Raw genomic sequence first — 12734 nt, forward strand, 5'->3', positions numbered from 1 at the left:
TTCTAAACCGGAGTTAATGGTGTATATCTTAATCCGTTCATTTCATCAAAACCACACATTACGTTCATGTTTTGGATGGCAGAACCTGCTGCACCTTTCATTAAGTTATCTGATGCAGATAATGCAATTAATCTATGATTGTCTTCGTCTAAATCAAATCCTATGTCACAAAAGTTTGAACCGACCAAGAATTTTGGATCTGGGAATTTGTATAATCCTTTTTTGTCACGAATTAATCTAACAAATTTCTCTTCACCATAAGTTTGACGATATAATTTCCACAACTCTTTTTCTTCAATATCTTTTTTCATGAACGTGTGATTTGTACAAAGAATTCCACGGACAACATCTACTGCATGTGGACTCATTGAAACATTAATCTTATGTCCTGCGATTTCACTTAGTTCTTGTTCAATTTCACCAGTATGTCTGTGCTTTGCAGGTTTGTATGGTCTGATAACTCCTGCTCTCATCGCATGTGCAGTTCCTGAACCAGAACCTGCACCTGAAGAACCAATTTTAGAATCTACTACAATGTGGTCTGTATCGATAAGGTCATTTCGAATTAATGGTGCAAGTGCTAGCATTGATGTAACTGCCATACATCCTGGACATGAAACAAGCTGTGCTTTTTTAATTTCTTCTCTGTGTAGTTCTGGTACACCGAAAACTGATTTACTCAAATAATCTGGATGTGGGTGTTCCCAACCATACCATTTGTCATATGCTGCCTGATCATGTAATCTGTAATCAGCACTCAAATCGATAATTTTGATACCTCTGTCGTAGAGGGCTTTGACAATCTCAGTTGCAGTACCATGTGGAACTGCTGTAAAAACTACATCACACTTGTCAGTTAATTTGTCATAATCTAATTCTGAAAAAGTAAGATCGGTAAAACCTTTCAAACTTGGTTGAACTCTGTGTAGGTATTCTCCAACGTGTTGTCTTGATGTGACCATGCTGATCTCTACATCTGGATGATTGACCAAAAGACGTAATGTCTCTCCACCTACATAACCTGATGCTCCCACAACACCTACTTTCATGATAAATCTCCTCGTAATGGAGTATAATTTATTTCCTAACGTAGTTTAGAGCAAATTCAACCATTTCTTTTGGTATATTTCGTTGTGCAACTCTTGACAGACCCTTGAATTCTACAGTATTGTTGACCTCGTGAACAACTAGACCTTTCTTTTCATCTTCCATAATGTCTATTCCTAGGATCCCTCCGCCCATTGCCTTTGATGCTTTTGCGGCCATAGCTTCCATCTCTTTTGTGATCTCACAAAGCTCTGGATCGGCACCAAGTGCAATGTTGGTCTTGAAACCTCCTGAAGATTTTCTATACATGGCTGCAACAGGCTCATCCCCTATGGTTATCACACGAATATCTCTTGGAGGTCTTTTTACTAATTCTTGCAGATAGTAAATCCTGTCATGTGGACTATCTGTAATGTCTCTAATCTCAGAAACTGCATCCATTGTATCTCTGTCTTTGATTGGCATTACGCCTCTTCCCCAACTACCAATAACTGGTTTGATTACTAATGGGTAACCTACTTTCTCTAAATTTTCAGCTGCACTATCACTTGTAAATGAAAAATATGTTTTTGGTGTTGGAACTCCATTTTTTTTCAAAAGTAATGTCATGAACATTTTATTACCACAAATACTTGCAACATCAAATTTGTTTAGAACAGGAATATCCATAAACTCTAGACTTGCAGTAAAATGTAATCCTCTGAAATAACTCACACATCTCTCTAGAACAACATCTCCAAAGTCAAAATCTTCTTTTTTACTATCTGTGTTGACTTGAGTGATCTTTGCATCTAACATTACTGCATCATGCCCCAACTCGGATGCTTCTTTTTGAAGCATCTTTTCTTCAGCTCTTAGGCGATCAAACACAATACAGACTTTTGACATTACTCTCCCCAGTCTTCGCCTACGCTTTCTGCTTGTTTAAGCTCAACATTTGATCCGTCTTTTTTTGCGATTTCAAAGTCAGCACCACAATCAGGGCAGGAGACTATTTCTCCTACTGAGGCATCGTCTGGGATGTTTAGTGTTGCGTCACATTCTGGGCAGTTCATGTTTTTGTTGACCTTTTCTTTTGTAATTTATTAGCTTCTGTTGATTGCATTCCCCACAATTCTACAAATCCTTTGGCCAACCTTTGATCAAAAGTGGATTCTGTTCCATAAGTAGCGATTTCATGACTATAAAGAGAATTCTTGGATTTTCTTCCAACTACTCTTAGACTCCCTTTGTACATCTTTATCTTGACTGTTCCAGTAACAGGCTTTTGAGAAGCTTCTATGAATCCATCTAAATCTGATTTTAGTGGATCTTGCCACAACCCTGAGTATGTTAGGTATGCCCACTCATCATCAATTATTGACTTGAATTTGTTTTCATGTTTGGTGTGAACCATTTTTTCTAAATCAGAATGTGCCTCAATTAAGCAAGTCGCAGCTGGTGTTTCATAGACTTCTCTGGATTTTATTCCAACAACTCTGTCTTCAATATGATCAACAATACCAACTCCGGCATCACCTGCCTTTTTGTTAATGTATTCAATTAATTTTTGACCTTCCATAGTTTTTCCATCAACTCCTACAGGAATCCCTTTCTCAAATTTAATTTCTAGATATGTTGGTTTGTCTGGTAAATTTTTTGTTTTTACCCAAATGAATGCATCATCTGGTGGTTCGTTATATGGATCTTCTAAAACACCACCTTCAATTGCACGACCCCACAAGTTCTGATCAATACTAAATTTTTTTGCTACAGTGTCAATTTCAATCCCGTGTTTTTTTGCAAATCTTAATTCTGTTACCCTGTCTAAATTCTTATCCCGAATTGGTGCAATGATTGGAAGATTGGAACCAGAACGTAGTGTAATATCAAAACGTACTTGGTCATTTCCTTTTCCTGAACATCCATGTGCTAATGATGTTACTTTTTCTTTTTTTGCAATCTGTAAAACTTTTTCAGCAATTAATGGTCTTGCAAGTGCTGTTGCTAAACAATATTTTTTTTGATAAAGAGCATTTGCTTTGATTGATGGAAAAATGTAATCTTTAACAAATTCTTTTCGTGCATCAATGTTGTAGTGTTTTTTTACTCCTAATTTTTTTGCCTTTGCTGCAATTTTTTTATTGTCATCACCTTGTCCAACATCTACTGTTACTGTGATGACATCCATGTCGTGTTCGTCTTGTAAGTATTTTACAACAACTGAAGTATCTAGTCCTCCAGAAAATGCAAGAATTCCTTTTTGAGTCATAAAACATCTTTTCCGTCGTATTTTGGAATTTATCTTTTGTGATAGGCTTGTGCATGTAATTTTTTTCTTGAAAAATTTCTGGCTAGCTTGAGCTAAAATTCGATGATTATTTAACCGCCAAATATAACGCTGTTTTATGAAAATCCGTTCGGCAATTGTTGGAGGAATTGTAGCAATTGTTGTACTATCTGCACTTGGAATTGCTCTTAACTCCAGTGATACTGCACATGAAAATAAAATTCGAATCGCATACTTTCCAAACATTGGGCATGTCATTCCGATTGTAGGGATGGAAAAAGGATTTTTTGAAGAAAAAATTGGTTCTGAAACAAAAATTGAAACCAAGGTGTTTGACAGTGGACCTCAAGCAATAGAGTCCATATTTGCAAATTCAATTGATCTTGCGTATGTTGGTCCAGGACCTGCAATTAACGGATTTTTAAATTCTGAAAATAATAATGTCAAGATTCTTACTGGTGCTGCAAGTGGTGGTGCTAGTTTTATTGTGCATCCTGATTCTGAAATAATCACTGCTTCTGATTTTGCAGGAAAAAAAATTGCTGCCCCCCAAATTGGAAACACACAAGATGTTTCATTACGTCATTATTTGTCTGAAAATCAACTAAAACCAGCTGAGAAAGGTGGTAGCGTAATTGTTTACAACATTCCAAATCCTGACATCTATACTTTGTTTGTAAAAGGAGACATTGATGGTGCATGGGTTGCAGAGCCATGGGCTACAATTTTAGAAACTGAACTAAATGGAAAACGACTGTTCTATGAAGAAGAACTTTGGCCAAACAAGGAATTTGCATCAGTTCTCTTAATTGGAAATACTGATTATGTTAAAAAAAATAAAAATATTATTGATAAATTCCTTGGCGCTCATCATGATACGATGATTTGGATAAATGATAATCCTAAAGAAACTAGAATTGTTTTTAACAATTTTCTTAATTCCTACTTGGGCCAATCACTTTCTGATGATGTTGTAGACATTGCTTTATCTAATATTCAAATCACTGATGATCCTAAACCTGATTCTGTTGTTTCCTTTGCAAAAAAAGCTGATACGCTAGGATACCTTGGAAGAAATGGATATGATTTGTCTGGAATTTTTTACAGCTTTGATACAAATTCTCTAAAGGGGGACAAAACCTAATGCCTAAACTGGAGGCCAAAAATATTGTCAAGTACTTTAGCCATGATTCTCATAATCTCAAGGCTTTAGGTGGTATAGACCTCAAAGTTGAGTCTGGTGACTTTGTATGTTTGATAGGTCCCTCTGGATGTGGAAAATCTACATTTTTACGCATAGTTGCAGGCTTGGAGAAGCCTGATGATGGTCAGATACTCTTTGATGGTCGCCCAGTAACTGAAACAGGACCTGAAAGAATAATGGTATTCCAAGAGGGTGCATTGTTCCCATGGCTCAAAGTTCAAGACAATGTGGAGTTTGGATTAAAGATGGCAGGTATTCCACGAGAGGAGCGTGCAAAGATATCTCATAGATATCTTGACATGATGCAGTTAACAAAGTTCACTGACTCGTACACGTACCAACTTTCTACGGGAATGAAACAACGTGTAGCTATTGCAAGAGCTCTTGTGATGGATCCTGATGTACTGCTTATGGATGAACCGTTTGCAGCACTTGATGCACAAACACGTGATTTGTTATTAGTTGAAATGCAATTGATTTGGGAGAAAACAAAAAAGACCATCTTATTTGTTACACATAGTGTAGCTGAAGCTGCAGTTCTTGGAACAAAAGTTGCAGTTTTTAGCAATCGCCCATCTGTAATTAAAAAAGAAGTTGATAATGACTTTCCAAGACCTAGAGTTACTGAAGATGAGTCTTTGATGAAGTTTCAACAGGATCTTCTTTCTGAACTAAGACCTGAGGTAAAGAAAAACAAGTAGTGGTTACTATGGCAAAAAACTTTACTCCTCACAGAATTACATTTTACATTGGAATTGTTGTTGTTTGGCAAATAATTGCAATGACTGGACTTTGGCCTGATAATGTTTTTCCATCTCCATATGAGGTAGCTGAAGACTTGGGTTATGGTGCAGCTGATGGAAGTTTGTTTTATGGTATTGCAACAAGTATGTGGAGATTGGCAGTTGGATTGGCCATTGCAATTGCAGGTGGCATAGTTTTAGGAATTTTTATGGCACGAGTCGAAGTGATCAATCAGACTGTTGGTTCTTTGGTTTTAGGTTTGCAATCAATTCCTTCTATTGCATGGGTGCCACTTGCAATTCTGTGGTTTGGTCTTACTGATGGTGGAATCATATTTGTTACTGCAATTGGCGCAATCTTTGCTGTAACCATTAACACCTACACCGGAGTCAAAAACATCAATCCTCATTTTATAGAGGCTGCAAGAAATATGGGGGCAAAAGGTGGCCAGCTTATCACTGCAGTACTAATTCCTGCTGCATTTCCTTACATGATTTCGGGTTTTAAGCAGGGCTGGGCATTTGCATGGAGAGGAGTAATTGGTGCTGAAATTCTATTTTCATTCTTAGGATTGGGATTTTTGCTCAATGCTGGACGTTCTCTAACTGACGTCTCTCAGGTAATAGCTATTATGCTTGTAATAATGGGAATAGGTCTTGTAGTAGATGGAGTTGTTTTCAAAAGACTAGAAGATAAAGTAATGTCTCGTTGGGGTCTAAGATAATTCAAATTTCTATGTTTTTTGTAACAACATTTTCTGACACTGAGAAATCATCAGGAACCTTTCGCAATAAACTATTCGATAGCCACAGGACAGTAAATACCTCATTTTATTTTATTTTTTAATTTTTAGTGATACTACAAACGCACATACAATAATTGCAATTGCAAAATACATTACTGCAACATAGTCAAATGCAAACGCAATACTTCCAGCTACTACGGGACCAACCACAGTTGCAATTGATAATGTTGAACTGAAAATTCCTGTAGATGTTGAACGCGGATTATTTTCCATTAGGTGAAAGTTTCCTCCGATGAACAAAAATGCCCATGTTGCTCCCACTAGTGACATAAACGGCATTGCCATCCACCACTCAGTAACAAATGATAATCCTATAAAGACAAATGTCGTACACCCAATTCCAATTTTAAATTTTGTAACATTTGACAGATGAATTTTGCTTGCCATAACATTCATCAAAATAAATGCAGTCAGTGTGTTTGCTACATATACAATTGATATGTGATAAAGCTCACCTCCTAGTTTTTCTACAATCATTATTGGAAGAATTGTCCATACAGCTGCTGCCCCAATATGCCTTAAGAGTAATGATAAGAAGAGAAACTTGTTTTTTGAAATAACTTTTTTTGTAGTACCAGGTTTTACTTCCTTTTCTTGTTCTGGATTTGGAAGTTTTATTGTAAACAATAATCCCACTACAAAAGATGCGGCACTGATCAAGAAAATTAATTGCAAGTCATTTGCAAATCCAGCTGCTGCAATTCCTGCAAGCCAACCTAGTGCATGAAATGATATTACCGTAGCTGCTCTCTTTTTGTCAATGTTTGCCTCGTAAGTATATGCAATCATTGCAGGAATCATTATTCCACTTGCAACTCCTGCTGCAATTCTTACTAGAAAAAACATTGAAAGATCGGTTGCAAAATAATGGAGTCCAAATGCTATGGCACACCCGATAAAACCAATTCTGATGAATTTGAGCCTAGTTCCTTTCTTGTCTGAGTACCTTCCAAAATAGATTTCAGATAAAATTTGAGCAAAACTAAACGAGGCTACCAACAGTCCTATTTCAAATACAGACTCTGTAACCCCTTTTGCAATAATAGGCATGAATACAAAGACAATTGAGATTCCTGCATGCTGAAAAAAGGTGGCAGTACGTACTAGATTGTTTACTTGAAGTTTTTGCATAAATGTACTCAAAAATTGTACTTGACCTAATTTCAATATACTTATCAATACCACTTTTGTTTGTGGGTTTTTCTGAAAAGAGTTAAACTGTGCCAAGCTATTTTGAAATTAAATTGACTGAGAAAGAATCGTTTTTGGATGCACTACAAAAACGAGTTTTACTTTTTGATGGTGCAATGGGAACTGAGATTCAAAAATTTAACCCAAAACCTGAAGATTTTCCAAATAATCAAGATGGATTCAATGATGGTTTGGTACTAACACATCCTGAATGGATAAAAGAAATTCATAAAAAATATTTAGATGCCGGAGCTGATTGCATTGAAACAAACTCTTTTGGTTCAAATAAAATTAAACTAGATGAATATGGATTTGGTGATCAAACAATTGATTTTAACAAAAAGATTGCACAACTTGCATCTGAAGTTTGTCAAGAATATTCTGATAGGCCTCGGTATGTAATTGGTTCGATGGGACCATCAGGATTTCTTCCAAGCTCAAATGATCCTGATTTGGGACAAAAACCTCTTGATGAAATTAGAGATGCATTTGAATTACAAGCTGAAGGGTTGATTTTAGGTGGAGTAGATGCATTACTAATTGAAACAAGTCAAGATATTCTAGAAGTAAAATTAGTAATTGAGGCATGTCATAATGCAATGAAAAAAACTGGAAAGAAAATCCCAATCATTGCAAATACTACATTGGATCAATATGGAAAAATGCTACTTGGCACAAACATTCAAGCTGCATATACTACTGTCTCTGATATGGGCATTGACATATTTGGAATGAATTGTTCTACTGGTCCTATTGAGATGACTCCAAGTGTTAGGTGGCTCGATGAACAAAATGAGCACAACATTCTGGTAGTGCCAAATGCTGGTATGCCTGAAAATGAAGGTGGTCAGGCAGTCTACAAGATGACTCCAGAAAAAATGGGTGATGCATTAGGTGATTTTCTTAAACAATACAAAAAAGTTCGAATAATTGGAGGCTGCTGTGGGACAAATCCTGAGCATATCAAAGTTCTAAGAAAAGTAATTGACGAAAAAGCCAACTCTGTCGAGGGTTAAGTATTTAGAAAAACTGAGATGATTTTACAATATTGACTATTCCTAGAGTAAGTTCTGCATTAAAGGCAGTTGACCTAAAGCAAATTCCTCCCCCATTAATCATTGGTGAGCGAATAAACACTCAAGGCTCTCGGAAAGCAAAACAACTTGTTCTTGCTGATGACTATGATGGACTAGTTGATTTAGGTAGAACCCAAGTTGAAGATGGTGCACATTGTCTTGATGTGTGTGTTGCAACAACTGAGCGAGCTGATGAAAAAGAGTTCATGTTGAATCTAGTTAAACGACTGAGTTTAGAAGTAGACGCACCTCTCGTAATTGACTCCACTGATCCTGAAGTCATTGAAGCATCTGTAAAACAAATTCCTGGAAGACCAATAATTAACTCTATTAATCTTGAAGGTGATGGGAGTCGATTTGCAAAACTTGCACCCATTATGGCAAAATATGGTCTACCTGCAATTGCTTTATGTATTGGTCCTGATGGAATGGCAAAAACACCTCAGCAAAAATTGGATACTGCTGAATTACTTTTTGAAACCGGCAAGAAATATGGATTAAAAATTGAACAATTCATTTTTGATGTTTTGACATTTACTCTTGCAACAGGAGAAGATGAATTCCTTGATGCAGGAAAAAACACTCTTGAAGGAATTCGTCTTGTAAAAGAAAAATTTCCAAATTCATTTACTACCTTGGGTCTAAGTAACATCAGTTTTGGATTAGTGCCATATGCTAGAAAAATTCTCAATTCTGTTTTCCTACATCATGCAATAAAATCTGGCCTTGATACTGCAATTGTTAATGCAAAGGAGATCATACCATATGGTGAAATTGATGAAAAAGAAAGAAAACTTGCAGAAGATCTAATCTTTAACACTCATCCTAATGCACTATCTGAATTAATTACATACTTTGAGAATGTAGGACCTCAAAGCAGTACTGCATCTAAAAAAGTAGATGTTGACCCATCTTGGTCTGCTGGAAAGAAAGCTAACTTTAGAATTGTCAACAGGCTTAAGGATGGAATTGAAAATGATGTTGTTTCTGCTATTGCAGATAAAGTTAAGAAAAATGACATTCTAAAAGATACTGACGGTAAATTTTCACTTGATGCCACTCCAGAAACAACACATGATGGCGCAATTAGAACCCTCAATGAAGATTTACTTCCTGCCATGAAAGAAGTGGGAGACAAGTTTGGAGCAGGCGAATTAATTCTGCCTTTTGTTTTAAAATCAGCTGAATGTATGAAAGTAGCTGTTGGTGAACTTGAAAAATATTTAGTCAAAGAAGAGGGGTCCAGTAAAGGTAAGCTTGTCTTGGGAACTGTTTATGGTGATGTTCATGACATTGGGAAAAATCTTGTAAAGACCATCTTTCAAAATAATGGTTACACTGTTTATGACCTTGGAAAGCAAGTTCCACTACAAAAATTCCTTGAAAAAATCGACGAAGTGAATCCAGATGCTGTTGGTCTTTCTGCGTTACTAGTTTCCACCTCAAAACAAATGCAGTTTTTTGTAGAGCATGCAAGAAAAAACAAGATGAACATTCCAATCCTTTGTGGGGGTGCTGCAATTAACAGCAATTACATTAATCGAATTGCAAAAGAAGATGGAATTTATGAGCCGGGTGTTTTTTACTGCAATACTATGTTTGAAGGACTCAAAACAATGGATACTCTGATTTCAGATGAAAAACAAAATCTCTTGGCTCAATGGAGAGAAAAATTAGAAAACTGGAAAGAAAAATCAACTGCTTCTGTTGACCCATCTACTCTTCCTAAAAGTAACATTAAACCTGTTGATGCCCCTGCTCCAACAAACATCGGAGAACCAATCCGCCTTAAGTTGGATCAAATAAAGATGGATGAAGTATGGCAACTTATTGACAAAAAATCCCTTTTCAAACTATCTTGGGGTCTAAGAGGTAAAGCAGGCGCTGAATCAGAGGCAGACCATGAACAATTGCTTAGCCAATGGAAGATTAGAATAATTCGAGAAAAATTATTTGAGCCCGAAGTTGTTTATGGATACTTCAAATGTCACAACAAGGATGGAAAATTACTTGTAGAAAATCCTCGAGGTGACAATGTGGAATTTGATTTCCCACGTTCGACCAAACCCGAACATCTTTGTTTAACTGACTATTTTGGTAATGATGATCTTGTTGCATTTCAAGCTGTTACAGTTGGAAACAAAGTTGCTGATATCATTGAAAAATGGAATCAAGAAGACAAATACACTGATGCATACTATCTTCATGGATTAGCAGTTGAAGTTGCCGAAGCTTTAGCTGAATGGATAAATCGAAAAATCAAATCTGAATTAAACTTGAATGAAGGTGGCTTGAGATATTCTTGGGGATTCCCTAGTTGTCCTGATGTACTGCAGCATCAATTGGTATGGAAACTTTTAGAGCCCGAAAAATCTGGTATGGATTTAACCGACTCAGGGCAGATAATCCCAGAGCAATCAACTGCAGCAATAGTAGTGCACCATCCTAAAGCACAATACTTTGTACTTTAGATGGCAAATTCATTCAAAAATTCGTTTAATCCTGAAAAATCATTTGGAGATGTAATTAAAATATCTCCTGTAATTTCATGTGCTTTTTTTAACAATTCTTCAAACTCTTGACTGTATGATTCCAAATCTAGATTCAAAAATGCTGCAGATTTTTCATTTTTTTGTGATGGAAATAAAATAATTGGAATAACTGCAAATCCTTTGAGATTATTTGATAATTCTTGTACTTGTTTTACGTTTTGTACCACTTGAGTCATGAATCCCTTTGGTTTTGCATCAAATTTCTTTTCAAGTTTTGAAAAATTGGGTTTGTTTGGTACTGAAAGATACAAATCAATTTTTGAATCAATGTTTCTCTCTCGTAATTTTTTTACAGTCAAACTTGGTATTTGTCCAGAATCTTTCTTGCCTGTTTGAGAAGGGTCTCCCATCAAAATCAAAATTCCTGAAAAACCTATGTCGATACACTTTTCAACAAAATCTGAGATTTCCTCTTCTGTCTTGTCTCTAACTCTGAGACTTACTGTGATTGGCAAATTTGGCATTTCATTTTTTATTATTTTTCCTACATCTAATGGTGATGCTCTTTGGTATCCTAACACATTTTCTGTAAGATGAATTGCATCACATTTTTTTGAAATAATCTTTATTCTATCAACGAATTTCTTTATTGATTCATCTGTATTTACATCAGGTAAAATTTTAGGTGGATTGGCTTCGTATCTAATTGTCATATTGTAATTTTTTGTACCCTTGGTTAAAACCTTTGAATACCAAAACCCATATGGAAAAGTGGGAAATAATGTTAACGTTAGAAAAAATTGAATCTATTTTCTCTACACCAATTGATCCTGTTTTAGAAAATACTGGGAAATATCGACTTGCATCAATTCTTGTTGTGATTTATGGACAAGAACCACTAGTTGTAATGACTGAAAAACCAAAAAATATGAAATTCCATGCTGGCGAAATATCTTTTCCAGGAGGAAAATTAGATACAAATGATTCAGATCTTCTTGATACTGCATTACGTGAAACTAGTGAAGAAATTGGCTTGACCATTACAAGAGATCAAGTTGTTGGGCAACTAGATCCTGTCGTGACACTGAATTCTGGCTTTCTTATTTTGCCTTTTATTTCGGTTGTTAATGAAATACCAAAACTTTCTGCAAATTGTGAAGTTGAAAAAATTTTTCATATTCCCTTGGAGCCATTTTTGAAAACTATGGCGCACGATCCTGATCCTTCACATAACATTATTCAAGAAATGTACACCTTTGAATATCAAAACAAAATAGTTTGGGGTGCTTCTGCTAGAATCTTAAAACAAATTCAGAGAGCCCTAAAATCCTGAGATTCATTTAAAAAGAGCTCTTCGTGCCTGAAAAACTATGGCTGCACGTAAGTCTTCTCCAAGGAAGATTCGTTTGTTGAAGAAAACAAGACAGGCATCACCAGTACCAGCTTGGATTATTCTCAAGACAAAGAGAAACGTTAGAACAAATCCAAAACGTAGAGCTTGGAGATCAACTGATGTGGAGGTAGGATAGATGTCTCAAGAGTTAGAACGTGTTTATACAATTAATCTAGGTAAAGTATTACTATCACAATCACAACACAGAGCTGTTAGAGCAATTAACATGATCAAAGAATTTGCTCGTCATCACATGAAAGTTGAAGATATTAAAATTGAAGAAGATTTAGCTCATCAAATTTGGGCAAAAGGAATCCGAAGTCCTCCAAGAAAAATCAGAGTTCGAATGAGTAAAACTGATGAGGGTTATGTTCTTGTTTCTACATATGAAGAAGATGTTGAATCTAAAGTAACTCCAGAAAAAGAAACTCCAAAAGTTGATGATAAAGTAGAAGAACCAGCTAAAGAAGCACCAAAGAAAGAAGAACCAGCTAAAGAAGCACCAAAGAAAGA

At 35.9% G+C, this 12734-nt stretch carries 14 protein-coding genes; 8 read left to right on the forward strand and 6 right to left on the reverse strand.

The window, feature by feature from the left end:
* Positions 1-2: 2 nt before the first annotated feature.
* From argC to C6989_RS04870, 4 genes are read right to left on the reverse strand one after another with little or no spacing between them, the layout of a single operon-like run.
* Positions 3-1049 (reverse strand): N-acetyl-gamma-glutamyl-phosphate reductase, encoded by a 1047-nt coding sequence (gene argC / locus C6989_RS04855; RefSeq protein ID WP_148702963.1) that lies wholly within the window; start codon positions 1047-1049, stop codon positions 3-5.
* A gap of 28 nt (positions 1050-1077) precedes the next feature.
* Positions 1078-1935, reverse strand: a complete 858-nt coding sequence (gene lysX, locus C6989_RS04860) for a lysine biosynthesis protein LysX (RefSeq protein ID WP_182126500.1) — start codon at positions 1933-1935, stop codon at positions 1078-1080.
* On the reverse strand, positions 1935-2102 hold the full coding sequence (locus C6989_RS04865) for an alpha-aminoadipate/glutamate carrier protein LysW (RefSeq protein ID WP_014963701.1): 168 nt from the start codon (positions 2100-2102) through the stop codon (positions 1935-1937). Before C6989_RS04865 ends, lysX begins: the two co-directional genes overlap by 1 nt.
* Positions 2099-3298, reverse strand: a complete 1200-nt coding sequence (locus tag C6989_RS04870; protein ID WP_148702965.1) for an argininosuccinate synthase — start codon at positions 3296-3298, stop codon at positions 2099-2101. The genes C6989_RS04865 and C6989_RS04870 overlap by 4 nt, the downstream gene beginning before the upstream one ends.
* Positions 3299-3434: 136 nt before the next feature.
* On the opposite strand from C6989_RS04870, the gene C6989_RS04875 reads away from it, so the two are divergent.
* From C6989_RS04875 to C6989_RS04885, 3 genes are read left to right on the forward strand one after another with little or no spacing between them, the layout of a single operon-like run.
* Positions 3435-4460 carry an ABC transporter substrate-binding protein gene (locus C6989_RS04875; RefSeq protein ID WP_182126501.1) on the forward strand — a complete coding sequence of 342 codons (1026 nt, stop codon included), beginning with the start codon at positions 3435-3437 and terminating at the stop codon, positions 4458-4460.
* The gene (locus tag C6989_RS04880; protein ID WP_148702967.1) at positions 4460-5221 is read left to right on the forward strand and encodes an ABC transporter ATP-binding protein; all 762 of its coding nucleotides are present in this window, start codon (positions 4460-4462) and stop codon (positions 5219-5221) included. The genes C6989_RS04875 and C6989_RS04880 overlap by 1 nt, the downstream gene beginning before the upstream one ends.
* Positions 5222-5229: 8 nt before the next feature.
* Positions 5230-5988 (forward strand): ABC transporter permease, encoded by a 759-nt coding sequence (locus C6989_RS04885; protein WP_182126502.1) that lies wholly within the window; start codon positions 5230-5232, stop codon positions 5986-5988.
* Positions 5989-6099: 111 nt separating this feature from the next.
* On the opposite strand, the gene C6989_RS04890 is transcribed toward C6989_RS04885, so the two are convergent.
* Positions 6100-7200 carry an MFS transporter gene (locus C6989_RS04890; RefSeq protein WP_182126503.1) on the reverse strand — a complete coding sequence of 367 codons (1101 nt, stop codon included), beginning with the start codon at positions 7198-7200 and terminating at the stop codon, positions 6100-6102.
* Positions 7201-7313: 113 nt separating this feature from the next.
* On the opposite strand from C6989_RS04890, the gene C6989_RS04895 reads away from it, so the two are divergent.
* Together C6989_RS04895 and C6989_RS04900 are read left to right on the forward strand one after the other, a co-directional pair.
* Positions 7314-8276: a homocysteine S-methyltransferase family protein gene (locus C6989_RS04895; RefSeq protein WP_182126504.1), complete on the forward strand. Its 963-nt coding sequence runs from the start codon at positions 7314-7316 to the stop codon at positions 8274-8276.
* Positions 8277-8308: 32 nt separating this feature from the next.
* The gene (locus tag C6989_RS04900; protein WP_182126505.1) at positions 8309-10807 is read left to right on the forward strand and encodes a methionine synthase; all 2499 of its coding nucleotides are present in this window, start codon (positions 8309-8311) and stop codon (positions 10805-10807) included.
* Here the strand turns inward: C6989_RS04900 and C6989_RS04905 are convergent.
* Entirely contained in the window at positions 10804-11541 is a 738-nt protein-coding gene (locus C6989_RS04905; protein WP_182126506.1) for a methylenetetrahydrofolate reductase, read from the reverse strand. The two genes, C6989_RS04900 and C6989_RS04905, sit on opposite strands and share 4 nt — an antisense overlap.
* Positions 11542-11609: 68 nt before the next feature.
* On the opposite strand from C6989_RS04905, the gene C6989_RS04910 reads away from it, so the two are divergent.
* The 3 genes from C6989_RS04910 to C6989_RS04920 all read left to right on the forward strand — a co-directional run.
* Complete coding sequence (locus C6989_RS04910; RefSeq protein WP_148702975.1) at positions 11610-12161, forward strand: NUDIX hydrolase; 552 nt, start codon at positions 11610-11612, stop codon at positions 12159-12161.
* Between the two features lie 37 nt (positions 12162-12198).
* Positions 12199-12357, forward strand: a complete 159-nt coding sequence (locus C6989_RS04915; RefSeq protein WP_148702976.1) for a 60S ribosomal protein L39 — start codon at positions 12199-12201, stop codon at positions 12355-12357.
* Positions 12358-12734: 50S ribosomal protein L31e (locus C6989_RS04920; RefSeq protein ID WP_255464638.1), on the forward strand; the 377-nt coding region annotated here is incomplete at its 3' end.

This window comes from Nitrosopumilus sp. b2 (assembly GCF_014078535.1).
Taxonomy (GTDB): Archaea; Thermoproteota; Nitrososphaeria; order Nitrososphaerales; family Nitrosopumilaceae; genus Nitrosopumilus; species Nitrosopumilus piranensis.